21 protein-coding genes are annotated in these 23,084 nt (G+C 64.5%); 5 read left to right on the plus strand and 16 right to left on the minus strand.

Going from position 1 to position 23,084, the window contains the following annotated elements:
• Window positions 1-65: 65 nt before the first annotated feature.
• From J0I79_RS07990 to J0I79_RS08035, 10 genes are all read right to left on the minus strand, one after another.
• Window positions 66-1,106, minus strand: a complete 1,041-nt coding sequence (locus tag J0I79_RS07990) for a branched-chain amino acid ABC transporter permease (protein ID WP_292856288.1) — start codon at window positions 1,104-1,106, stop codon at window positions 66-68.
• 3 nt (window positions 1,107-1,109) lie between these two features.
• On the minus strand, window positions 1,110-2,009 hold the full coding sequence (locus J0I79_RS07995) for a branched-chain amino acid ABC transporter permease (RefSeq protein ID WP_292856289.1): 900 nt from the start codon (window positions 2,007-2,009) through the stop codon (window positions 1,110-1,112).
• Window positions 2,006-2,938, minus strand: a complete 933-nt coding sequence (locus J0I79_RS08000; RefSeq protein WP_292856290.1) for an ABC transporter ATP-binding protein — start codon at window positions 2,936-2,938, stop codon at window positions 2,006-2,008. The genes J0I79_RS07995 and J0I79_RS08000 overlap by 4 nt, the downstream gene beginning before the upstream one ends.
• A 121-nt stretch (window positions 2,939-3,059) precedes the next feature.
• Window positions 3,060-4,160, minus strand: a complete 1,101-nt coding sequence (gene sfnG, locus J0I79_RS08005; RefSeq protein WP_292856291.1) for a dimethylsulfone monooxygenase SfnG — start codon at window positions 4,158-4,160, stop codon at window positions 3,060-3,062.
• Between the two features lie 165 nt (window positions 4,161-4,325).
• A complete protein-coding gene (locus J0I79_RS08010) occupies window positions 4,326-5,771 on the minus strand; it encodes an FAD/NAD(P)-binding protein (protein WP_292856292.1) in 1,446 nt (481 codons plus the stop codon).
• Window positions 5,768-6,955: an FMNH2-dependent alkanesulfonate monooxygenase gene (ssuD, locus tag J0I79_RS08015; RefSeq protein WP_292856293.1), complete on the minus strand. Its 1,188-nt coding sequence runs from the start codon at window positions 6,953-6,955 to the stop codon at window positions 5,768-5,770. Before ssuD ends, J0I79_RS08010 begins: the two co-directional genes overlap by 4 nt.
• A gap of 251 nt (window positions 6,956-7,206) precedes the next feature.
• Window positions 7,207-8,142, minus strand: a complete 936-nt coding sequence (locus tag J0I79_RS08020; protein WP_292856294.1) for a sugar ABC transporter substrate-binding protein — start codon at window positions 8,140-8,142, stop codon at window positions 7,207-7,209.
• A gap of 14 nt (window positions 8,143-8,156) precedes the next feature.
• Window positions 8,157-9,155, minus strand: a complete 999-nt coding sequence (locus tag J0I79_RS08025; protein WP_292856295.1) for an ABC transporter permease — start codon at window positions 9,153-9,155, stop codon at window positions 8,157-8,159.
• A complete protein-coding gene (locus J0I79_RS08030) occupies window positions 9,152-10,150 on the minus strand; it encodes an ABC transporter permease (protein WP_292856296.1) in 999 nt (332 codons plus the stop codon). Before J0I79_RS08030 ends, J0I79_RS08025 begins: the two co-directional genes overlap by 4 nt.
• Window positions 10,147-11,619 (minus strand): sugar ABC transporter ATP-binding protein, encoded by a 1,473-nt coding sequence (locus J0I79_RS08035; protein ID WP_292856297.1) that lies wholly within the window; start codon window positions 11,617-11,619, stop codon window positions 10,147-10,149. The genes J0I79_RS08030 and J0I79_RS08035 overlap by 4 nt, the downstream gene beginning before the upstream one ends.
• Window positions 11,620-11,982: 363 nt before the next feature.
• Here J0I79_RS08035 and J0I79_RS08040 point away from each other — a divergent pair, with 363 nt between their 5' ends.
• The 4 genes from J0I79_RS08040 to J0I79_RS08055 all read left to right on the plus strand — a co-directional run bounded on the left by J0I79_RS08040 (window position 11,983) and on the right by J0I79_RS08055 (window position 15,556).
• On the plus strand, window positions 11,983-12,657 hold the full coding sequence (locus tag J0I79_RS08040; protein WP_292856298.1) for a GntR family transcriptional regulator: 675 nt from the start codon (window positions 11,983-11,985) through the stop codon (window positions 12,655-12,657).
• A 15-nt stretch (window positions 12,658-12,672) separates the two neighbouring features.
• Window positions 12,673-13,002 carry an L-rhamnose mutarotase gene (locus J0I79_RS08045; protein WP_292856299.1) on the plus strand — a complete coding sequence of 110 codons (330 nt, stop codon included), beginning with the start codon at window positions 12,673-12,675 and terminating at the stop codon, window positions 13,000-13,002.
• Window positions 13,003-13,239: 237 nt separating this feature from the next.
• Window positions 13,240-14,751, plus strand: coding sequence for an altronate dehydratase family protein (locus tag J0I79_RS08050; RefSeq protein ID WP_292856300.1), 1,512 nt, complete (start codon window positions 13,240-13,242; stop codon window positions 14,749-14,751).
• A 58-nt stretch (window positions 14,752-14,809) separates the two neighbouring features.
• Window positions 14,810-15,556 carry an SDR family NAD(P)-dependent oxidoreductase gene (locus J0I79_RS08055; protein ID WP_292856301.1) on the plus strand — a complete coding sequence of 249 codons (747 nt, stop codon included), beginning with the start codon at window positions 14,810-14,812 and terminating at the stop codon, window positions 15,554-15,556.
• Here the strand turns inward: J0I79_RS08055 and J0I79_RS08060 are convergent.
• From J0I79_RS08060 to J0I79_RS08085, 6 genes are all read right to left on the minus strand, one after another.
• The gene (locus tag J0I79_RS08060) at window positions 15,550-16,467 is read right to left on the minus strand and encodes a dihydrodipicolinate synthase family protein (RefSeq protein ID WP_292856302.1); all 918 of its coding nucleotides are present in this window, start codon (window positions 16,465-16,467) and stop codon (window positions 15,550-15,552) included. The two genes, J0I79_RS08055 and J0I79_RS08060, sit on opposite strands and share 7 nt — an antisense overlap.
• Before the next feature lie 11 nt (window positions 16,468-16,478).
• Window positions 16,479-18,191 carry an L-arabinonate dehydratase gene (gene araD, locus J0I79_RS08065; protein WP_292856303.1) on the minus strand — a complete coding sequence of 571 codons (1,713 nt, stop codon included), beginning with the start codon at window positions 18,189-18,191 and terminating at the stop codon, window positions 16,479-16,481.
• 14 nt (window positions 18,192-18,205) lie between these two features.
• A complete protein-coding gene (locus J0I79_RS08070) occupies window positions 18,206-18,985 on the minus strand; it encodes an SDR family oxidoreductase (protein ID WP_292856304.1) in 780 nt (259 codons plus the stop codon).
• 24 nt (window positions 18,986-19,009) lie between these two features.
• Window positions 19,010-19,960, minus strand: coding sequence for an L-arabinose ABC transporter permease AraH (gene araH / locus J0I79_RS08075; protein WP_292856305.1), 951 nt, complete (start codon window positions 19,958-19,960; stop codon window positions 19,010-19,012).
• Window positions 19,961-19,969: 9 nt separating this feature from the next.
• A complete protein-coding gene (gene araG, locus J0I79_RS08080; RefSeq protein ID WP_292856306.1) occupies window positions 19,970-21,481 on the minus strand; it encodes an L-arabinose ABC transporter ATP-binding protein AraG in 1,512 nt (503 codons plus the stop codon).
• 67 nt (window positions 21,482-21,548) lie between these two features.
• On the minus strand, window positions 21,549-22,538 hold the full coding sequence (locus tag J0I79_RS08085; protein WP_292856307.1) for an arabinose ABC transporter substrate-binding protein: 990 nt from the start codon (window positions 22,536-22,538) through the stop codon (window positions 21,549-21,551).
• A gap of 259 nt (window positions 22,539-22,797) precedes the next feature.
• On the opposite strand from J0I79_RS08085, the gene J0I79_RS08090 reads away from it, so the two are divergent.
• Window positions 22,798-23,084 (plus strand): GntR family transcriptional regulator (locus J0I79_RS08090; RefSeq protein WP_292856309.1); only part of this gene is annotated, 287 nt, incomplete at its 3' end.

Raw genomic sequence — 23,084 nt, forward strand, 5'->3', positions numbered from 1 at the left:
CCTGTTGGGCCGTCTTGGTCCGGCCTCTGGTTCATTCTCAGATGCGATTGCTTTCAGGATGCGGCTCAGGTCGATTGCCAGGCGAACAGGAGCCGTCTTCGGATCCTGTCCCACAGGGCCACCAGCCCGTCCGGTTCGAGGATCAGAAACAGGATGATGAGCGCGCCGAGCACGATGCGCTGGCTCATGTCGAGCACGCCCGAGTCGAAGACATCGCCGAGCAGGAAGCCGCCAAGGCGAGACAAAGCGAGGGGAAACACAACGATGAGGGCCGCGCCGAAGAAGGCGCCGCGGATCGAGGCCAGGCCACCGATGATGATGATGAACAGGATCTGGAACGAGCGGTCGAGGTCGAAACCGTCCGGCTCGACGGTCCTGAGATAGGCGAAAGCCCAGATGACGCCGGCGACACCGATGATGAAGGAGGAGATAGCGAAGGCGAGCAGCTTGGTCTTGAGCACCGGTATGCCGATGATGCGGGCGGCGGTTTCATTGTCGCGGATAGCGATGAAGTTGCGCCCGGTCTGCGAGGAGACCAGCCGGTGGGCCAGGAAGGTGAGGACGGCAACGATGGTCAGCGCGAAGAGATAGCGGCCGACAGCGCCATCCAGCGCAAGGCCGCCGATCGACAGCCTGGGGGCGTCGATGACGCCCGAGGCCGAGTTGTTGGAGAACCAGCTGAACTTGGTGAGCGCCCATTGCACGAAGAACTGCGCGGCAAGGGTCGAGACGGCGAGATAGAAGCCCCGCAGCCGCAGGCTCGGCAGGCCGAAGACGATGCCGATCGCGGCCGCGACGAGGCCGGCCAGGACGATGCTGCCGATCAGCGGCAGGCCGTCGATCCTCAAGTTGAAATTATAGGCGGCAAAGGCGCCCGCCGCCATGAAGGCGGCGCTGCCCAGCGAGACCTGACCGGCATAGCCGGTGAGGATGTTCAAGCCGACGCCGGCAAGCCCGAGCGCCAGGAACGGCAGCAGGATGGCCTCGAACAGATAGCTGGAGCCGACGAGCGGCACGACGCCATAGGCGAAGGCAAGCAGCAGCACGGGCGCGACCCATTTCGGCAGCACCGGCGCGGAGGAGAATTCGGCTGGGATCGCGGCCATGGCTCAGACCCTCTCCACGAGCTTCTGGCCGAACAGGCCGGAGGGGCGGACGAGCAGGAAGACCAGCGCGACGACATAGGCGAACCAGCTCTCGATACCGCCGCCGAAATAGTCGCCGATATAGACCTCGGCCAGCTTCTCGCTTGCACCGATCAACAGGCCGCCGACAATGGCGCCAAGGATGGAATCGAAGCCGCCGAGCACCAGCACCGGCAGCGCCTTGAGCACCACGAGGGAGAGCGAGAACTGCACGCCAAGACGCGCGCCCCACAGCAGGCCCGCGACCAGCGCGACGAGACCGGCGGCGGCCCAGACGGTTGCCCAGATCAGCGGCAGCCGGAGCCCCACCGCAAGCGCCGCGAACTGATCGTCGGCGACGGCGCGGAAGGCAAGGCCGATGCGGGTGTAGCGGAAGAAGAGCGATAGGAGGACAACCATGCCGGCCGCCACCAGCGCCGCGAAAATGTCGAACTGGCTGATCAGCACGCCGCCGACTTCGAGCGGCACATCCTCGATGCCGAGGTCGAGACCATGGACCTGCGTGCCCCAGATCAATTGCGCCGCGCCCTCGATGATGTAGGAGAGGCCAAGCGTTGCCATGAACAAGGTGATGGGCGGCTTGTTGGTGAGCGGCCGCAGCACGGTGCGCTCGATGGCGATGCCGATGACCACCATGATGGCGAAGGTGGCCGCGAGCGCCAATGCGAACGGCACGCCGCGCTCGACGAGGCTGACGAAGGTGAGCGCGGCGAACAGCAGCAGCGCGCCCTGCGCGAAATTGAGCACGCCCGAGGTCTTGTAGATCAGCACGAAGCCTATCGCGACAAGCGAGTACATGACGCCGGAGAGCAGGCCGCCGACAAGCACCTCGATGAAGAACTGGTAGTCGAAATCGGCGATCATATGCCTGCCCCGTCCTCATTGTCGGAGGCGACGCCGAGATAGGCATCGATGACGCGCGGGTCGTTGCGGACTTCGTCCGGCGTGGCGTCGGCGATCTTGCGGCCGTAGTCGAGGACGGCGATGCGGTCGGACAGGCCCATGACGACACCGACATCGTGCTCGATCAGCACGACGGTGGTTGCGAAGCGGTCGCGCGCGGCGCGCACGAAAGATGCCATCTCTGTCTTTTCGCTCGCCGTCATGCCGGCCATCGGTTCGTCGAGCAGAAGCAGGCGTGGCTCTGCGACCAAGGCGCGGGCGAGTTCGACGCGCTTCTGCAGCCCGTAAGGCAAGGTGCCGGCAAGCCGGTCGCGGACGGCGGCGAGATCGAGGAAGTCGAGTATCTGATCGGCGCGGTTCAAGGAGTCGCGCCGCTCCTCCCGCGAACGACCGATGCCGAGCACCTGGCCGGCAAAGTTGGAACGAACCTTGTAAGCGAGGCCGGCAGCGACATTGTCGAGGACGCTGAGACCCTTGAACAGCGCGAGGTTCTGGAAGGTCCTGGCGACGCCGAGATGCGCCAGGCGTTGCGTCGGCACCTGGGCGTAGCTGGCGCCGTGGAGACCGATACGGCCACGATCCGGGCGGTAGACGCCGCTGATGACATTGATCAGCGAGCTCTTGCCGGCGCCGTTCGGCCCGATGATGGCACGGATTTCACCCTGGCGAACCGACAGGTCGATGTCGGCGAGCGCGACGACGCCGCCGAAGGACAGGCCGATGCCCTGGAGCGACAGCAACGGAGCGGAAGCGACGATCGGTTCCGCCGACACGCCGCGGTCTTCGGGCTGCCCGCCGGACAGCTGGCTTGCCGGCAGGCCGCGCGCGAGAACCTCCGGTGCGTAGACCGAGGCTTCCACCACTCCCAAGGCATAACTGGGCAACGGCATTTCCATCATCCTCGACCGCGCCGGCAGGCGCGCAAAGCCCCATCGCCGCCCGAGGAACCGGGCGTCGGCCATGTGTTGATGCGCTGGCCGGACTTCTGTCCGGCCAGTTGGTCCAAGTGGGCTATTCCGCCGCCAGCGATGCTGCCTGATCGGCGCCTTCCAGCTCGCGAACGAGCGGAATGACATGCTTGCCGAAATACTCGACCTCTTCCTGGAAATGCAGGAAGCCGAGCAGGATGAGATCGGCGCCCGCGCGCTTCAGATCGACGATGCGCTCGGCAACCTGTCTCGGCGTGCCGATCAGGTTCGAGCGGAAGCCGTCATTGTATTGGACGAGATCGTCGAAGGAGGACTTCGCCCAGTTTCCTTCGCCCTCTGGCGAAGCCTTGCCGGCATTCTTGACTTCATGGCCGAAGGCGTTGACCGCTTCGGGATTGGCCTTGGCGATGATTTCGGCCAGCACCACCTTGGCCTCTTCCTCGGTCTCGCGAACGATGGCGAAGGCGTTGACGCCGATCTTGACGGAATGGTTGTTGGCCTTGGCCTTGCCCCTGATGTCGTCCACCTGTTTGGCGATCTCGGCCGGCGTGTTGCCGTTGGTGAAATACCAGTCCGAAACGCGCGATGCCATGTCGCGCGCGGCGCGCGACGAGCCACCCTGGAAGATTTCGGGCACCTGCGGCGGCTTCGGCTTCAGCGAATATTCGTTGAAGCGGTAGAAATCGCCGCGGAAGGTGAAGCTGTCCTGCGTCCAGATTCCGCGCAGCGACCGGATGAACTCTTCCGAGCGGCGATAGCGCTCGTCATGATCGAGCCAATGCTCGCCGATGGCGTGGAATTCGCCACGGAACCAGCCGGAGACGAGGTTGATGGCGACGCGGCCATTGGTGAGATAGCTGATGGTGGCAAGCTGCTTGGCCGCCAGCGCGGGATTCCACGGGCCGGGCAGGATCGCCGCGATCACCTTCAGCGTCGTGGTGGCGGCCAGCAGGTCGTGGCTGAACGCCACCGATTCATGCTGCTCGTCGGCGCCATAGCCGGCGGTGAAGCGGATCTGGCTCAGCGCATAGTCGAAACCGGCCTTCTCGGCGATCTGCGCCAGCTTGCGATTGTACTCGGCCGAATGGCTGGTGCGCTGCTCGATGTTGGAGATCACCAGGCCGCCCGAAACATTGGGCACCCAGTAGGCGAACTTGACCGCGTCGGTTCCTGCGTGTGCCATGAATTCTCTCCCATTCAGGCCGTGTCGTTGATCGGTCCGGCGGTGCCGGATTTCGCCATTATTTATTATGTCTACTGATTATATATACAAAGTAGGATTTTCCGTTTTTGGCGCCTGGTTGGGACGGAAATACCAATTTTGGCCGGCTGGGCCGGCTTCCGCTTGTCAGTGCGCGGCCGCGACATCGCCGGCAGCGGCGCCGACCGAAGGGCGGGTGACAAGCAGCTTTGCGATCCCGGACGCGACCGCCTGGGCATGGCGCGCGACCTCCGGCAGGCCCATGAGTTCGCCAAAGGTGCCTCGCGCCAGCGGACCGGCGACGAAAAGCCCGGCGACAGCCGCGCCATCCCGGCCAAGCGCCTGGCTGTCGAGACTGGTCGCGATGCCAAGACCGTATGCGTCCGGCCTGATGAGGCCAGCCTCGGCCAACGAGCACAGCGCCGGATTGGACCGGAGCGCCTGGCCATGGGCCGGGCCTGTGGTGTTGATGACGGCGTCGAAGCGCGCGGTCTCGATCCGCGTCTGGCCGCGCCGCTGGAAGCTGACCGCGAGGCTGTCGCCCTCATCGTTCGACGCGACAAGCCTGGCGGCGATGGTGTCGAATGTGCCCCCGGCCTGGCGGCGGTCGAGCACATCTGCGACCTGCGGCGCGATCCTGAAGCGATGCACGTCCCAGAACACACGCAATTGCCGCACCAGTCTCGCCCGCTCATCCGGCGCGAGCGCACCCCACAGCACCGGCCCTTGCAGGCGCAACTGGTCGAAGACCGACTGCCAGTTGACACCGGCATCGCGCGCCTTGGCGAGTGTGGCGCGGATGTTCATCAGCAGCCCGAGCGCCGTCGTCGCGGGCGCCGAGGCGAAATCGCCGAAGGGATCGCCCCTGACGTCAGGATGGCCGCGCGAGCGCAACCCGCGCCGCGACAACGCGAGGATACGACCGCGATGGCCACGGCGGTCGAGTTCGGCGACCATGTCGGCCGAGGTCAGGCCGGAGCCGACGATCAGCACCGATGCATCGGGCCTGATGCCGGCAAGCACCGAAGGCGCATAGGGGTCGGCAATGAAACCCGGCGCTTCCGTCAATGAGGCGAGTGCCGTCGGGATCGCCGGCGCAGGGTGCGTCGCGGCGAGGGCGACGAGGTCGGCGGTAACAGACCCGGCGGAGGTCTGCACGGTCCAGCCCATACCCCTTCGCACGATCCGCGTGGCCTGGCCCTGGACGTGGCGGACAGCGCCGGTCTCGATAAGGGGCGCCAGATGCTCGGCGACATAGCGGCCGAAGACGCGACGGCGCGGAAACACATCGCCGTTCTTCCAGAGCGCATCGGCGTCGCAGTCAAGCTCGCCGCTGCCGGCCAGCCAGCGCGCGAAATGCTGCGCTTCGTCCGGAACCATGCTCATCCTGACGGCGGGCACGTTGACCCTGTGCGAGGGCTCTTCGCTGGAATAGGCGAGCCCGCCGCCGAGCGCGGGGCGCGGCTCGATCACCGTGATCGACAGGCGTTCCGGCCGATATGCCCGCGCCAGATGCCAGGCCACGGCGGCACCGGAAAAGCCGCCGCCGATGATGGCGACGCCGAGCCGGCGGGCCGGAGGGAGCGCGTTCACGAGGCGCTGGCGAGCGACTTCGGCCCCAGTGATTTGGGCCGGTGATCGCCGGCAATGGTCTCGCCGAACGGTCCGGTGTTGACGGATGAGCCCGCCGATTTGACCGGATGGTCGGTCGGCAGTTTCGGCAGCACCAGTTCGCCGAAGCGGTAGGCTTCCTCCAGATGCGGGTAGCCGGACAGGATGAAGGTGTCGATGCCGAGGCGGCGATATTCGTCGATGCGCTCGGCAATCGTGTCGGGGTCGCCGACGAGCGCGGTTCCGGCGCCACCGCGCACCAGGCCGACGCCTGCCCAGAGATTGGGCGCGATCTCGAGCTTGTCGCGGCTGCCCCCATGCAGCGCGCTCATCCGCGCCTGGCCGACCGAATCCATGCGGGAAAACACCTTCTGCGCCGAAGCAATGGTGGCGTCGTCCAGCCGGCTGATCAGGCTGTCGGCGGCGGCCCAGGCCTGTTCGGTGGTTTCGCGGGCGATGACATGCAGGCGAATGCCGAAGGAGAGTTTGCGGCCGGCCTTCTCAGCCAGTTCGCGCACGGCGTCCAGCTTGCGTTCGACATCGGCCGGCGGTTCGCCCCAGGTCAGGTATTTGTCGATTTCCTGTGCCGCCACCTGCGATCCGGCATCCGAGGAGCCGCCGAAATAGAGCGGCGGATAGGGCGCCTGCACCGGCGGAAACAGCAGCCTGCCATCCTCGATCTGGAAATGCTTGCCATGGTGCTCGACCGTCTCGCCGCTCAGCACGCGCTTGTAGATCCGCAGGAATTCCTGCGTCACCTCGTAGCGCTCGGCATGCGACAGGAAGATGCCGTCGCCCTTGTTCTCCAACGGATCGCCGCCGGTAACGACGTTGATCAGCAGACGACCGTTGGAGATGCGGTCCAGCGTGGCGGTCATGCGCGCCGCGAGCGTCGGCGACTGCAGGCCGGGCCGCACGGCGACGAGGAACCGCAGCCGTTCGGTCAGTGGCGCCAGCGCCGAGGCGATCACCCAGGAATCCTCGCAGGCCCGGCCGGTGGGCAGCAGCACGCCGTAATAGCCCAGCGTGTCGGCGGCCTTCGCCACCTGAGTGAGATAGGGCAGGTCGACGGCCCTGCCGCCTTCCGTCGTGCCGAGATAGCGGCTGTCGCCATGCGTCGGCAGAAACCAGAGAACCTTGATGCGGTCGGGAACGTCGCGGCTCATGCGCGGCCTCCCACAGTGCGGCCATGGCCTTGGAGACGGCCTGATCCGGCTGGGAGCCGCGTTGGGTAGAGCGTGATCATCGCGCATTCCTGGAGAAAGAAACAGGTCGCGCGAGATTTGCTTATTCTATAAATTCTGTAGAGTTAGTTTATTCTAAATCCGACGCCGTGATTGGAAATTCTTCACTGCCTGTCGTGACGATGTGCAGGCAGAGAGGCCGGCCCGGCTGAGCCGCCGGGCCGGCCAACGGATCAGAACGCCGGCTCGACCGAGTTGACGTTGTCCTTGGTGACGACGGTCAGCGGGATCGGCAGCCGGTCCTTGACCTCCTTGCCGTCGATGATCTCGGCCATGGTGTTGATGGCCAGGCGGCCATCCTCGACGGGCGACTGCACGATGGTCGAGTACATCTCGTTGGTGCGGATCGATTCGAACGCGTCCTTCTGGCCGTTGATGCCGACGATCGGCGGCGCCGCCTTGGAGGGGTTGGCTTCCTTCCAGGCATCGATGAAGCCGCGCGCCATGGTGTCGTCATTGGCATAGACGCCGCTGATCTGGTCGCCGAAGCGGGTGATCAGGTCGCGGCTGACGACCAGCGCCTTCTGCTGGTCGAAATCGGCGTTGACAGTGTCCAGCACCTTGATGTCGGCGTTGGTTTCCTTCAGGCGATCGGTGAAGCCAGTGACGCGGCCGATGGTGGTGCCATTGCCGGCCTGGCCGGCGATGATAACGACGGAACCCTTGCCGCCCAGCGCCTTGCTGAGCGAATCCGCCGCCAGCTTGCCTTCTTCGTAGACGTCGGGCCCGGTGAAGGACTTGATGTACGGCTTGGCGTCGTCGCTCATCGGCGAGTTGATGAGGATCGCCGGAATGTTGGCCTGCTGCGCGCGGGCGAGGCCCGGTATGTAGGCCTGTGGGTCGAGCGGCCACAGGATGATGCCATCGACCTTGCGGGCCACGCAGGTGTTGAGCTGCTCGGTGCCCTTCTGCACGTCGAAGTCCTGGCTGAGGCTGAGGATCTCGACGCCGAGTTCCTTGGCGCGGGCCTCAAGCGCCTTGTTGGCGGGCGTCGCATAGGCATGCGAATCCGCCGCCGTCACGTAGCAGACCGTCTTGGCGCTTGCCCAGCCCGTCGATGCCAGCAGCGCCACGGCGGCGAGCTGGATCATGGTTTTCTTGCCAATCATATCTTTCCTCCCAATCATGTGGATTCTCCTTGAGTGACTGGATTGTCGCTGATGAGCGCGGGGCGCGTGCCCGGAGCCCTCCCCTTGGTAGTAACGGCCCGATCGAGCACGACGAGCAGGATCAGGATGAGCCCCGATACGACCTGCTGGACGTATGCGGGAACCGACTGGAACTCCATCGCGATGGTCAGCGAGCCGATGGTCAGCACGCCGCCAAGCGTGCCGAGCGCGGATCCCCTTCCGCCTTCGAGGCGGGTTCCGCCGACGACGACCGCGGCAATGACGGCGACCGTCAGTTCCGAGCCGAAGACGGGCGAACCGGTGTTGGTGACGAGGCTCTGGAGTACCCCGGCCAGGCCGGCGAGCGTGCCGGCGAAGACAAAGCCGAGAAAGACGATGCGGTCGGAGGCGATGCCGCTTTCCTTGGCGGCCGCAGGATTCGAGCCGACGGCGAAGACATTGCGGCCCGGAATCGTGCGCGTCAGCCAGAAATGCAGCAGCACGATAAAGACGATGAACAGCGCGCTGCGGATGGTGAATATCTCGAGATAGATCTTGGCCAGCGCCAGCGAGAGCATGATGTCGGTGCCGGTTACCGGCTGGCTGTTGGTTATCCAGTGCGCGAGCGAACGGAAGATCAGCATCGTCGCCAGCGTCAGCACCAGCGAATTCACCTTCAGTCCGACGACCAGGGCGCCGTTGATGGCGCCGGCTACCGTGCCGACCAGGACGCCGACGATGGCGGCGGGCAGGATGCCGATCTCGCGCTGCAGCATGACGGAGACGATCCCGGCCACTGCGAACACCGCGCCGCCCGAAAGGTCGATCTGACCCGCGATCAACAACACCGTCAGGCCGATGGCGATCAGGCCGATCGTCGCCGCGCGGTCGAGGCCGAGGCCCAGCGTCGAGGCGGAGAAGTAGCCCGGGACCACCAGGGCGGAAATGATCAGCGTCAGGCCCAGGATGATGACGACCCGATACTGCGAGGCAAGCGACAGGAACCGCATCATGCCACTCCCCGCTTGCGCAGGGCGGCATCCATGCCGACGGCGCCGACGATCAGGATGCCAAGGACAAAACCCTGGATCGGCGTGCGCACGCCGTCGAGCACCATGACGTTGGTGAGGAGCTGCACGAAGATCAGGCCTGCGATCGCCCTGGGTACCGAACCGAAGCCGCCGATGATCGAGACGCCGCCGACCACCACGGCGGTGATGGCGCTGAACTCGTAACCGGCGCCGATCAGCGGCCGCGCGCTCTGCAGCGTGAGCCCCAGCAGGCCGCCGCTGATGCCGGCGGTGAGCGCCGTGATGACGAAGGCCCCGGCCTTGACCGCCTGCACCGGAACCGCACTGGCCTCGGCGGCGCTGTAGTTGCCGCCGGTGGCGAGCGTCCATCTGCCCCAGAAGGAGCGTGAGAGGACGAAATGGCCGATGAGGGCGATGACCAGGAAGATCAGCACCACGACCGGGATGCCGAACAGGCGGCCCTTGGCGAATTCGGCCGAGGCCGGATTGCTGCCGTAGACGATGACGCCGCCGACAGCGGCCTGGACAATGCCTAGACCGATCGTGCCGATGCCGAGCGTGGCGATGATGGGATTGATGCCGACATAGCCGACCAGCACCCCGTTCAAGAGGCCGATCAATCCGGCCAGACCGACCGCCAGCACGAAGGCGGGCAGCGGGCCGATCATCGGCTGCAGCCCGAGCGAGAGGATGGCGCCGCAGGCGATCGTCGCAGGCACCGACAGGTCCGCCAGGCCGCCGACGACCAGCACGAAAGTCATGCCGACCACGACGATGCCGACGATGGACATCGAGGTCAGCACGTTGAGCAGATTGCCCGAGGTGAAGAAGGCGGGACTGACGACGGAACCGTAGAGCGCCACGGCGAGGATGGCGAAGGCCAGTCCTGCCTTGGACAAGGCGTCGACGAGCCTGCTGCCGCGCGTAAAACGGTCGTTGCGCTTCACGCCGCTGATTTCCATGGCCGCGTCGCTCACGCTGCTTCCTCCCCGGTCGCCAGGGCCATGATCCGCTCTTCGCTGAGTTCGCCGCGCATGAGCGGCTCGGAGGCCTGCCCGTCGCGCATCACCACCACGCGGTCGCAGACGCCGAGGATTTCGGGCAGTTCCGAGGAGATCATCACCACAGCCATGCCGCCGGCGACGAGCTGGCCGATGATGTTGTGGATCTCGGCCTTGGCGCCGACATCGACGCCGCGTGTCGGCTCGTCGAGGATCAGCGCCGAGGGCCTGGCGGCCAGCCATTTGGCGATGACGGCCTTCTGCTGGTTGCCGCCGGACAGGAGATTGATGCGCCGTTCGCCGTCGGGCGGAGAAATGGAAAACTGCTTCACATAGTCCGCCGCCAGCGCGCGGTCGGCACTACGCCTGATGCGTCCGAAACGGCTGAGGCGGCGCAGGATGGGCAGGCTGATGTTTTCCCGGATCGACATGCCGGGCACGATGCCGTCGCCCTTGCGGTCCTCCGGCACATAGGCGATGCCGGCCTTCACCGCTTCGGACGGCGAGTTGATCGAGACCTTGCGGCCGTTGACACTGACCGTGCCTTCGACCAGGCGCGACAGGCCGAATATGGCGCGCGCGACTTCGGTGCGGCCAGCGCCGACGAGGCCTGTCAGGCCCAGGATCTCGCCCGCACGCACATCGAAGCTGACATTGTGAAAGCGCGTGCCGTCGCTGATGCGCTCGACGCGCAGCACGGACTTGCCGATCTCGGCCGGGCTCTTGGGAAAGACGTTGCTGACCTCGCGGCCGACCATCAGCCGGATCATCTGCGCCGCGGTTATGCCCGCGATCGGACGCGTCTCGATCATGGAGCCGTCGCGCAGCACGGTCACCTCGTCGGCGATCTCGAGCACCTCCTTCAGCCGGTGGCTGATGTAGATGATGGCGATGCCGTCGTCGCGCATCTTGCGCAGGATCCTGAACAGCGCCGCCGTCTCGTGCTCGCTGAGGCTCGATGTCGGCTCGTCCAGCACGATGATGCGGGGCTGTGCGGCATAGGCCTTGGCGATCTCGACCAGTTGTTGCTGGCTGATCGACAAATCGCCGAGCCGTTCGCGCGGATTGATTCCCGCTCCGAGCTCGTCGAGGACGGCCGCGGCCTTCCTGACCATCTCGCCCTTGCGCAGAAAGCTCCATTTGCCGGGCATGCGGCCGAGATAGACGTTTTCCGCCACGCTCAGGTCCGGAACCAGGTTGATTTCCTGGTGCACCATGCGGATGCCGAGCGCCTGGGCGTCAGCGGGCCGGCGCATGCGCACTTCGGCGCCGCCGACCTTGATCGTGCCGCTGGTTGGTGCGTAAGAGCCGTTGAGAACCTTCATGAGCGTCGACTTGCCGGCGCCGTTCTCGCCCACGACCGCATGGACAGTGCCGAATTTCACGGCGAAATTGACGTTGGACAGAGCCTTCACGCCCGGAAAAATCTTGCTGATGCCTCTCATATCCAAGGCGCAATCGGCGGCGGCATTCATGTCTGGCTAGGTTCCTCCCTGGCAGGCTTTCCCGCTGTCCTCGGCATCGGGCATAATTATTTTAGTATAATAGTCGATCGAAAAGTGACCCGCCTTCGGCCCGAATGCCTGCCTATCGGCATGCGGTCCGGTTCAAGGCGTTCATTCGCGGGTCGAATTCCTTGCTCGGGTGTCGACTATTGCACTAATATAACAGTTCTGGCAAGCTGGATTCGAAAGCCTGCGTAACCACCACCCCATTGCCAAGGGACACGGCCGCTCGCATTGGATGCATTGCGATTTACATTCTAATATAATCTGACCATTTCTGGTGAACGAAGCTACGGATTTGCCATGGACCTGGACCCTTCGACCCTCAATCGGGCTCTGCCGCTCCGCGATCAGATCTATCAGAAGATCCGCAACCTGATCGTGGTCGGGCAGATGAAGCCCGGGGAAGTGATCAACGAGGTGGCGATCGCCGAAGCCCTCGGCGTCTCGCGCACACCGGTGCGGGAAGCCGTCAAGCGCATCAGCGACGAGGGCCTGGTCAAGATCCTGGCGCAGACCGGCACCTATGTCGCGCCGATCAGCCGGGCCGACCTGGAAGAAGCCTATGTCATCAGGCGGGCGCTGGAGATGGAAAGCGCGCGGCGCGCGGCGGTCAAGCTGACCCCGCCGGCCGCCGAGCTGCTGGAAGACAACATGGCGGCGCACAAGCTTGCCATAGCGCGTGGCCGCTACGCGACCGCGATCCAGCTCGACGATGTCTTTCACCGCACAATCGCCGAGATCTGCGGTCTGCCGATGATCTGGCGGGCGGTGGACATCTCCAAGGCGCAGATGGACCGCGGCCGCTATCTCGCCATTCCAAAGCCCGGCTATGGCGAACAGACGATCGAACAGCACGAAGCCATTCTCGACGCGCTGAAACGTCATGATGCCGAGGGCGCCGCGCAGGCGATGGAGCAGCACCTCGAAACATCCTTCCGCAACACGCTCGAAGTCGCCGCCGACCTTCTCGGCTGAGGGAACAATCATCACATGCGCAGAATGGGACTTTGCATCGGCCTGAAGGCTGAGGCGATCGCGGAATACAAGCGCGTCCATGCCGAGGTCTGGCCGGAGGTGCTCGATGTCATCAGCCGCGCCAACATCCACAACTATTCCATTTTCCTGCGCGAGCCGGAAAACCTGCTCTTCGCCTATTGGGAATATCACGGCGACGATTTCGCCGGGGATGCGGCACGGATGGGCGAATCCGCCGCCATGCACAAATGGTGGGAGTTGTGCGACCCCATGCAATTGCCGCTGACGACACGCGCCGACGGCGAATGGTGGGCCGCCATGGAAGAAGTCTTCCATCTCGACTGACCGCTAACTGACCATTTGGGATCGGCTGGCCTGGCGGATTTGCCGAGTCCGCCAGGATTGATCCGCACGCCGCTTCGATGGCGGCGCATGAAACTCTTCTTGCGCGCGTCCAAAGCGTTTGCCCATGCGGCTGAAACGCCGCAATCGCGCCTCCGCTTGACCACTGACATTCTATTATATTAGTATTCCAAATCACTCTTTGCCTCCGACGATGTCGGAGCTTTTCAGAGTTTGGGTATGACGCGCTTCATCAAGCTTTCGCAGGCCGACAACATTCTTCTCGCGGTCGATCCGCTGAAGGCCGGCGACAAGGCCGGCGACGTCGAGGCCAGGGCGCGCATCCCGCGCGGCCACAAAATGGCCATGCGCGACATCGCTTCGGACGAGCCGATCATAAAGTACGGACAGACCATCGGCTTCGCGCGCGAGCCGATCGTGGCCGGCGACTGGGTGCACGAACACAATGTGTATCTGCGCAATTTCGAGCGCGACTATCTGTTCGGCACCAACGCCAGGACGACGCCGGTTCTTCCAGAGGCCGAACGGGCAACCTTCATGGGTTACAAGAGGCCAAGCGGCAAGATCGGCACGCGCAACTTCATCGCCGTGCTGACTTCGGTGAATTGCTCGGCCAGTGTCGCCCGCTTCATCGTCGAAGAGGTCAACCGGTCCGGCATCCTGCGCGACTATCCCAATGTCGACGGCATCATTTCGCTGGTGCACGGCACGGGATGCGGCATCGACACAAAAGGTCCTGCCTACGATCTCCTGAAGCGCACGCAATGGGGGTTCGCCACCAACCCCAATGTCGGCGGCGTGCTGATGGTGGGGCTCGGCTGCGAAGCCTTCCAGATTCCGCGCTGGATGCAGTCCTACAACATCGAGGAGAGCACCACCTTCCGCACCATGACGATCCAGGAAACAGGCGGCACGCGAAAGACCGTCGATGCCGGCGTCAAGGCGATCCTCGACATGCTGCCTGCCGTCAATGCCGCCGAGCGAACACCGCAACCGGCTTCCGAACTGGTTCTGGCGCTGCAATGCGGCGGATCGGATGGTTACTCCGGCATCAGCGCCAACCCGGCCCTGGGCGCGGCGGTCGATCTGCTGGTCGCACAGGGCGGCACGGCCGTGCTCTCGGAAACGCCTGAGATTTATGGCGCGGAACATCTCCTGACCCTGCGCGCGGAAAACCGCGAAGTCGGCGAGAAGTTGATCGAGCGCATCCGCTGGTGGGAGGACTATACCGCCCGGCACGACATGGAGATGAACAACAATCCGTCGCCCGGCAACAAGCTGGGCGGGCTGACCACCATCCTCGAGAAATCGCTCGGCGCCTCCGCCAAGGGCGGCACAACCAATCTGCGCGCGGTGCTGGAATATGCCGAGCCCATCAACGAGCGCGGCCTCGTCTTCATGGACACGCCGGGCTACGACCCGGTCTCGGCGACCGGACAGGTGGCCGGCGGCGCCAACATACTGTGCTTCACCACGGGGCGTGGTTCGGCCTTCGGCTGCAAGCCGACACCGTCGATCAAGCTCGCCTCCAACTCCTTCATCTTCGAGCAGATGCGCGACGACATGGACATCAATTGCGGCGACATCCTCGACGGTGTGACGCTGGCGCAGAAGGGCGAGGAGATCTTCGCCGAAATCCTGCGCGTGGCATCGGGCGGACGCACCAGGTCGGAAGCACTCGGTTATGGCGACAACGAGTTCGTGCCCTGGAGCCTTGGCGCGACAATGTGATGCCTTCGCCCGCTCGCAGGCGACCTTCAGAGACCCTCAAACAGAGAGAATGCCCGGCATGAACAGGATCGATCTTGACGGCCAGCACGCCGTTGTCACCGGAGGCGCGCAAGGCCTCGGCTTTGCCATGGCCAGGCGTTTTGTCGCTTCCGGCGCGACGGTCACCTTGTGGGACCTTGACGAGGCCCGCCTCGATGCGGCCAGGCAGGAACTCGGCAAGGCCGCCACGACGCTGGTCGTGGACATTGCCGATTGGGGGGCGGTGGATGCCGCCCGCGCCAGGACGGAGGAGATCGCCGACAAGATCTCCATCCTCGTCAACTCGGCCGGCATTGCCGGGCCGGCCGCCCCGCTCGATACCTACGATGTCGATGTGTGGAAGAAGATCATCGACATCAACGTCAACGGCACCTTCTACGTCAACCGGGCCGTGGTTCCCGGCATGAAGGAGCGCAATTACGGACGCATCGTCAACATCGCCTCGGTCGCCGGCAAGGAGGGCAATCCCAACGCCGCCGCCTATTCGGCCTCGAAGGCCGCTGTCATCGGCATGACCAAGTCGCTCGGCAAGGAGCTGGCGCAATACGACATCGCGGTCAACTGCATCTCGCCGGCCACGGCGCAGACACGCATCCTCGAGCAGCTGACGGCCGAGCACATCGAATATATGCGCTCGCGCATTCCGCGCGGACGCCTGCTGGAAGTCGATGAGGCCGCGGCCATGGTCGCCTGGCTGGTCTCCAGGGAAAACAGCTTCACCACGGCCTCGACCTTCGATCTGTCGGGCGGGCGTACGACCTACTGACGGAAAGGCGATGACAGCGAGCCGAGGCTGGCAGCGAAGCGCTGCACCATTGCAAGCCCGGTCTCATTTGGCCGCATTGCCGGAGCGCGGTCGTGGATCGGGATGCCGGCGCGGGTGCCGAAAAGGCGCTTGCCGTAGCAGATCAGGTTCTCGATGCCTTGCATGACGAAGACCGCCGCCGGCAGCATCTGTTCATAGTGGGTTTCCGCCGCGGCCTCGTCGCCGGCGCGGAACGCATTGTAGGCGCGCACGGCATGGTCGATGCAATCCGGCGCCAGGATCATGCCTCGGCAGCCAATGCGTAAATTGTCGATCAGTTCCAGGCCGCCGCGTCCGTTGAAGACCGGTAAGCGGCCTTCGGTACGCTCGATCAGGCCGGCAATGTCGGTGACCGGGCCTTCGCCCTTGATCAGCCTTACGTTGGGATGAAGCGTTGTGAGATCGCGGATCTCATCCGACGACAGACCCCGGCCGAAAAAGGCCGGCGCGTTCTGGATCGCCACCGGCAGATCCGTCGCCTCGGCGACCCGGCCGAAGAAGCTGATATATTCCGGCGCGCCATATGCCCCGACAGGCGGCGGTTGCAGGATAACCCAATCGGCGCCGACGCTTTCGGCGTGGCGCACCTGCCCGATCTGTTCAGCCACCGAGGCACCGAAGATGGTGAAGGCGAGCGGTACTTTTCCGGCGGTGTCCTGCGCCGTCCAGTCCATGACCGTCCGGCGCTCGGCTTCGGTGAGCTTGGAGACTTCGGTGGCAAGGCCGAGCGCCGCCATGCCGTGCACGCCGCTCGCCAGGCAGATCTCGACCTGCCGGCGCATCGCCGCGCGGTCCAGCCGCTCATTCTCGCCGAACAGCGCGTAGAGGATGGCGTGGATGCCATGAAAATCATCAGGCCGGAAGTTTGGCATCGTCGCCGGCCTCAATGGCTTTCGCGCGGGATGGCGTGGCCACGGCTACCGACCAGAAAGTCGAGGTCGGCGCCGCGATCCGCCTGCAAAACGTGTTCGATATAGAGTCCCTGATAGCCGCCGCGCATCGCCGGTTCCGGCGGCTTCCAGCTTTGGCGCCGCCGCGCCAGTTCCTGCTCCGGGACATCCAGATGCAGCTTGCGCGCCTCGACATCGAGTTCGATGATGTCGCCGCTGCGGACCAGCGCCAGCGGGCCGCCGACGGCTGCCTCGGGCGCGGCGTGCAGGATCACCGTGCCGAAGGCGGTGCCGGACATGCGGGCGTCCGAGATGCGGACCATGTCGCGCACGCCCTTTGCCAGCAGCTTTTGCGGCAAGGCCATGTTGCCGACCTCGGCCATCCCCGGATAACCCTTCGGCCCGCAATTCCTAAGCACCATGATCGAGGTTTTGTCGATGTCGAGCTCGGGATCGTCGACGCGCGCCTTGTAGTCGTCGATGTCCTCGAACACGACGGCGCGGCCCCGATGCTTCATCAGGGCGGGCGTTGCGGCGGACGGCTTGATGATGGCGCCATCCGGCGCCATGTTGCCACGCAGCACCGCGATGCCGCCCTGCGCCGTCAGCGCCTTGTCGCGCGGGCGGATCACCTGCGGATTGTAATTCTGAGCGGTCTCGATGTTGTCGCGCAGGCTCTTGCCGGTCACGGTCAAAGCGTCGAGATCAAGCATGTCGGCGATCTCCTTCATGACCGCCGGAATACCACCGGCGTAGCAGAAATCCTCCATCAGGAAACGTCCCGAGGGCATCAGGTCGAGAATGGTCGGCACATCGCGGCCGTAGCTATCCCAATCATCGAGGCTGAGTTCGGTGCCCACCCGGCCGGCGATGGCGAGCAGATGCACCACTGCATTGGTCGATCCGCCAATGGCGCCGTTGACGCGGATGGCGTTGGCGAAAGCCGATTTCTTCAGGATCGCCGATGGTCGCAGGTCTTCATTGACCATTTCGACGATGCGCCGCCCGGTCATGCGGGCAATGCGGTTGCGGCGCGCGTCGACGGCCGGATAGGCTGCGTTGCCCGGCAGCGCCAGGCCGAGCGCTTCGACCATCGAGGCCATCGTCGAGGCCGTGCCCATGGTCATGCAATGGCCAGGCGAGCGCGACATGGCGCTTTCGGCATCGGCGAAATCCTGTTCGCTCATCACGCCGGCGCGAACGTCTTCGGAGAATTTCCAGACATCGGTGCCCGAGCCGATCTCACGGCCCTGGAAGCGGCCGTTGAGCATCGGCCCGCCGGAAATAACGATCGCCGGCAGATCGCAGGAAGCCGCGCCCATGACCAGCGACGGCGTCGTCTTGTCACAACCCGCCATCAGCACGACGCCATCCATCGGATTGCCGCGGATCGCCTCCTCGACGTCCATTGAGGCGAGGTTGCGGAACAGCATCGCCGTCGGCCGCAGATTGGATTCGCCGCAGGAGAAGACGGGGAATTCCAGCGGCAGGCCGCCGGCCTCCAGCACTCCCGCCTTGATGTGTTCGATCAGGCCGCGAAAATGAACATGGCAAGGCGTGAATTCGGAGAATGTGTTGCAGATGCCGATGACCGGGCGGCCATCGAAAGCGTCGTCGGGCAGGCCATTGTTCTTCATCCAGCTGCGATGGATGAAGGCGTCCTTGCCTTGGCCACCGAACCAGTGCTGCGATCGTCTCTTGGTCATGGTTCTTCCGGAATTCAGGCAGGGTGCTGCAACTGGCTCAAGCCGCCATCGACGACGAGGGTGGCGGCGTTCATGAACGGGCACTCGTCGGAAATCATGAACACGGCCGCCAAGGCGATCTCGCGCGCCGAAGCGATACGGCCGCCGGGGTGCAGGGCCATGGTGTTGGCGCGCGCCGCGACCGGGTCAGGAAAACTGTTCCAGTAGTCTACCGCCTTCTGCGTCTCGACATAGCCGGGCGCCAGCGCGTTCACGCGCACGCCCTGCCCGGCATATTCGAGCGCCAGCGATTTGGTCAGGCCGAGCAGCGCGTGCTTGGCGACGGGGTAGGGAAAGGTATGCGGAATGATGGTGAAGGCGTGGGTCGAAGCGATGTTGAGGATCGCGCCGCCGCCGCCCGCGATCATGCCTGGCAGAACCGCCTTGCAGCAGTTCCAGGCGCCCTTGACGTTGACGTCGAAATTGCGGTTCCACTCCTCCTCAGTCGCCTCGAGCGGTGTGGAGAAAACGTTCATCCCGGCATTGTTGATCAGCGCGTTGACCGGACCGATCTCGGCGGCCGCGCGGGCGGCAGCAGCGGCGATCGCAACCGCATCGGTGATGTCGGCTGTGCAATGCCTGAGATGGCCATGCGGTGCCGGCAGGCCGGCGACAGCCCTGCCCAGAAGCCCCCCGTCACGATCGACGAGGAACAGTTTTGCGCCTTCGGCAAGACAAGCCTCGGCGATGGCCAACCCGATGCCTTGCGCGGCACCGGTCAGGAAAATGCGTTTGCCCGACAGACGCTCAGCCATCGTTGTCACTCCCCTTGAAGACGGTCAACGCCGGCCCAGGGCCGATGAGCGCAGATTGTCGAGCAGCACGGCGAGCAGCAAGATCACGCCGCGCACGATATACTGGTAGAAGGCCGGAATATTGAGCAGGTTCATCGCATTCTCGGCGATACCCATGATCAGCACGCCGACGATGACACCCGACATGGTGGCGCGCCCGCCGGCGAGCGAAACGCCGCCGAGCACGCAGGCCGATATGACGGAAAGCTCCAGCCCGACCGCCGCATTGGGCTGGCCCGAAGTGATGCGCGAGGCCAGCAGGATGCCGGCGATGCCGCAGACGACGCCCTGCAGGGCGAATATCCAGATGCGGGTCCGGTCGACATTGACGCCGGCAAGCCGCGACGCCTCGGGATTGCCACCGATGGCCAGCGTGTTTTTGCCGAAGACGGTGCGATTGAGAACAAAACCGAAAATGGCGAAGAGAATGGCCAGCACCCAGATCGGCGTCGGGATGCCGAGCAGCTTCGACAGCGCCAGCTGGTAGAAATCCGGGCTGTTGATGCCGACCGCGCGGCCATCCGACGAGATCAGCGCCAGGCCGCGCACGATCTGCATGGTGGCGAGCGTGGTGATCAGCGCGTTGATGCGGAACTTGGCGATGACGACGCCGTTGATGAAGCCGACGAAGGCGCCGCAGGCGATGGCCGCAAGCAGCCCGAGCAGGATCGAGCCGGTGTAGTTCGACGCCATCACCGCGACCATGCCGGCGAAGGCGACGATGGAACCGACCGAGAGATCGAAGTCGCGCGCGGCGAGACAGAACATCATCGTGCAGGCGACGATGCCGACGGTGACGACCGACTGCAGCAGGCCGAGCATGTTGCGGTCGGTGAGGAAGTTCGGCACCAGGGCCGACACCAGGGCGAAGGCGACGATGAAGATGACGACGAGGCCCTGTTCGCCGAGCAGGATTTTCTTCAACTGATCCGTCATGGCAAATCCTCAGGAAGCGATCGCGTCGGGGGTTTTCGTGTCTGGAAGTGCGGCGGCCAGGATCGCTTTCTCGGCGAACTGGCCGCGCGTGAGTTCGGCGCTGACGCGGCCGCCGCACATGACCAGGATGCGGTCGCATATGCCCATGACTTCCGGCAACTCGGACGAGACGACGACGATCGCCATGCCGTCCCCGGCAAGCTGGTAGAGCAGTTCGTAGATTTCCGATTTGGCGCCGACATCGATGCCGCGCGTCGGCTCGTCGACGATGAGGACGCGCACGCCCTGTTCCGACAGCCAACGGCCGAGGATGACCTTCTGCTGGTTGCCGCCGGAGAGGTTGACGATGTCCTGCTTGCGCGAGGGCGTACGCACCTTGAGCTTCTTGATGAAGGTTTCGGCGGTGGCGATCTCGCTCGCCCGGTTCAGCACGCCGAAGCGCGTGTGATGGCGCCGCGAGGAGATGTTGATGTTCTCCTCGATCGAACGGCCCTGGATGATGCCGTCATGCTTGCGGTCTTCCGAGCAGAGCACGATGCCGGCGCGGATCGCGCCATGCGGATCCGTGGCATGGATCAGCTTGCCGTCGACGGTGATGGTGCCGCCCGTGCGCGGATCGGCGCCGAAGACCAGCCGCATCAGCTCCGAGCGCCCGGCGCCGATTAGGCCGAAGAAACCGACGATTTCACCCGCCCTCGCCTCGAAGCTGGCCGGTGTCTTCATCTTTGCTCCGGAAAGGCTTTCGACCTTCAGCCTGACATCGCCCGCCTTGCGTGGGCGAAAACCCCAGATGTCGGAGATTTCGCGGCCGACCATTTCGGCGACGACCTGGTCGCGGGTGACACCCTCCAGCGAGGCGTGATGCGCGGCAAGCCTGCCGTCGCGCAGCACGGTCAGGCTGTCGCAGAGACGAAACACTTCATCGAGGCGGTGCGAGACGTAGATGATGACCTTGCCCTCGCCGCGCAGGCGGTCGATCAGGGCAAACAGGATTTCGCTCTCGCGCGAGGACAGTGACGAGGTCGGCTCGTCCAGCGCGATGACGCGTGCGTCGAGCATGACCGCCTTGGCGATCTCGACCATCTGGCGTTCGCCGATGGACAACGTCTTGACCTTGCGGCTGATATCGAGATCGATGCCGGCCGCCTTTAGCTTGGCGCCGACATCGTCGCGCATCCTGCCGCGCGCGATGATGCCGGCATTGGCAGGGAAACGGCCGAGGCTGAGATTTTCGGCGACGGTCAGTTCGGGAACGAGCTGCAGTTCCTGATGGATGACGATGACGCCATTGTCGAAGGCATCGCGCGTCGAGGCATAGGCCTGGACCTTGCCGTCGATCCGGATGTCGCCCGTGTCGGCGTGCTGGTCGCCCGAGAGAATCTTGATCAGCGTGGATTTGCCGGCGCCGTTCTCGCCCATCAGGCCATGCACGGCGCCCTTGTCGACGCCGAAAGAGACGTCCGACAGCGCCTTCACGCCCGGATAGGTCTTGGTGATGCGGGAGAATTCGAGAAAGGACACCGTGCGATCCTTCTGCAGTCGTGAAAACAGGCGGCGGATGGGCCGCCGCCTGTTTGTACAGGGAGGATTATTCGATGCCGAGACCCTGGCGGACCTTCTGGTAGTCGTCGCGCTTGGCAAGCGCGCCGGAGGTCAGGATCAGCTTCTCCGGCTCCTTGTTGTTGGCAACCCAGTCATACATGTTGAGCGCCGTTTCGTAGCCGTGCCGCTTCGGCGAGATGATCACCGTGCCGACGAAGCCGGTGGCGGCGGGCTTCTTGAACTCGTTTATCGCCGAATCCGCGCCGCCGATGCCGACGCCGATCATGCCGTCAGCCGGAATGCCGACGCTTTCGGAAGCGCGCACGGCGCCCAGAACCGCTTCGTCGTTGAGGCCGAAGGCGACCCACTTCTTGATGCCGGCATGGGCGTTGAGCACGACGGTGGCGGCATTGAGCGCAGCTTCGGTGTCGGTCTTGGCCTGCGGGGCGTCAAAAATGTTCTCGGCCTTGAAGCCGTTCGCCTTGAGCACCGAGATGGCACCTTCGACGCGATCGACCGCGGTTGGCAACTGGTCGTAGGAAACGCGGATGGCACCGACCTCGTCGGCCTTCCAGCCGCGCGCCTTCATTTCGTCGACGATCGCCTGGCCGACGGCCTCGCCGATCTTGGTGGCCGAGATGCCCATATGCGGCACGTCCTCAAGCGCCTTGCCGTCGGCGCCGACCAGCCGGTCGTCGACGGTCATCAACTTGAGATTGTTGGCGGCGGCCTTGGCGACGATGCCGGGCCCGAGCTTCACGTCAGGCGTGCAGACGATGAAGCCCTGAGCGCCCTGGGCGCCGAGATTGTCGATGGCCGACATCAGCTTCTCACCATCCTCGGCGCCGATCTTGACGAGGGTGAAGCCCTTTTCCTTGGCGGCCTGGTCGGCGAACTTCCATTCGTCCTGGAACCAAGGCTCCTCGGGCTGTTTGACGATGAAGCCGATCTTGGTGTCCTGAGCATATGCAGCGATGGTCGTAACGGACAGCACGGCAAGCGCGCCCGCGACGAGCGCGGTCTTCAAAAGTCGCATGATTACCTCCCAGCGATAGGCCGGGCGCTCGGCCCGGGTGCCGGAGTGTGTATTCGCTTTTATCATATCAGTCAATTGATCTGGTATGATAATTAAGCTACATGCTCTGACCAAGGATCGCTGGCGCAAATCATCGGCATCCGCTATGGCCGGGCTGGTCGTGCGAAACCCCATGGGTTCGCCGCCTTGGAGGAGGGCTGAGGTGACCGAGACTTTGAAGAAGGCTTCAGGCGAAAACTTCACCCGCCGCCCCCGCGTCATGCCCGATGTCACGAAGGCGATCGCCTCGGATATCTTTTCGGGGCGTTACCCCGCAGGCTCCTCGCTGCCGACCGAGAACGAACTCGGCGTCGAATACGGCGTCAGCCGCACAGTGATACGCGAGGCGCTGAAGGTGCTGGCCGCCAAGGGACTGGTGCTGTCGCGGCCCCGCGTTGGCACGGTCGTGTGCAACGAGGACGACTGGAACATCATCGACCCGCAGGTGCTGGCCTGGCATGCACCGCATGCGCTCGACGACAAACTGTTCGATGCCATCCTCGAAAC

Origin of the sequence: Mesorhizobium sp. (assembly GCF_017306585.1) — a bacterium.
In the GTDB taxonomy this organism is placed as follows: Bacteria; Pseudomonadota; Alphaproteobacteria; order Rhizobiales; family Rhizobiaceae; genus Mesorhizobium.

Excerpts from the sequence above, each read along its gene's own strand:
- J0I79_RS07990 (WP_292856288.1), bottom strand. The coding sequence starts at position 1,106 with ATGGCCGCGATCCCAGCCGAATTCTCCTCCGCGCCGGTGCTGCCGAAA.
- J0I79_RS07995 (WP_292856289.1), bottom strand. The coding sequence starts at position 2,009 with ATGATCGCCGATTTCGACTACCAGTTCTTCATCGAGGTGCTTGTCGGC.
- J0I79_RS08000 (WP_292856290.1), bottom strand. The coding sequence starts at position 2,938 with ATGCCGTTGCCCAGTTATGCCTTGGGAGTGGTGGAAGCCTCGGTCTAC.
- sfnG (WP_292856291.1), bottom strand. The coding sequence starts at position 4,160 with ATGGCACACGCAGGAACCGACGCGGTCAAGTTCGCCTACTGGGTGCCC.
- ssuD (WP_292856293.1), bottom strand. The coding sequence starts at position 6,955 with ATGAGCCGCGACGTTCCCGACCGCATCAAGGTTCTCTGGTTTCTGCCG.
- J0I79_RS08020 (WP_292856294.1), bottom strand. The coding sequence starts at position 8,142 with ATGATTGGCAAGAAAACCATGATCCAGCTCGCCGCCGTGGCGCTGCTG.
- J0I79_RS08025 (WP_292856295.1), bottom strand. The coding sequence starts at position 9,155 with ATGATGCGGTTCCTGTCGCTTGCCTCGCAGTATCGGGTCGTCATCATC.
- J0I79_RS08035 (WP_292856297.1), bottom strand. The coding sequence starts at position 11,619 with ATGAGAGGCATCAGCAAGATTTTTCCGGGCGTGAAGGCTCTGTCCAAC.
- J0I79_RS08040 (WP_292856298.1), top strand. The coding sequence starts at position 11,983 with ATGGACCTGGACCCTTCGACCCTCAATCGGGCTCTGCCGCTCCGCGAT.
- J0I79_RS08045 (WP_292856299.1), top strand. The coding sequence starts at position 12,673 with ATGCGCAGAATGGGACTTTGCATCGGCCTGAAGGCTGAGGCGATCGCG.
- J0I79_RS08050 (WP_292856300.1), top strand. The coding sequence starts at position 13,240 with ATGACGCGCTTCATCAAGCTTTCGCAGGCCGACAACATTCTTCTCGCG.
- J0I79_RS08055 (WP_292856301.1), top strand. The coding sequence starts at position 14,810 with ATGAACAGGATCGATCTTGACGGCCAGCACGCCGTTGTCACCGGAGGC.
- J0I79_RS08060 (WP_292856302.1), bottom strand. The coding sequence starts at position 16,467 with ATGCCAAACTTCCGGCCTGATGATTTTCATGGCATCCACGCCATCCTC.
- araD (WP_292856303.1), bottom strand. The coding sequence starts at position 18,191 with ATGACCAAGAGACGATCGCAGCACTGGTTCGGTGGCCAAGGCAAGGAC.
- J0I79_RS08070 (WP_292856304.1), bottom strand. The coding sequence starts at position 18,985 with ATGGCTGAGCGTCTGTCGGGCAAACGCATTTTCCTGACCGGTGCCGCG.
- araH (WP_292856305.1), bottom strand. The coding sequence starts at position 19,960 with ATGACGGATCAGTTGAAGAAAATCCTGCTCGGCGAACAGGGCCTCGTC.
- J0I79_RS08085 (WP_292856307.1), bottom strand. The coding sequence starts at position 22,538 with ATGCGACTTTTGAAGACCGCGCTCGTCGCGGGCGCGCTTGCCGTGCTG.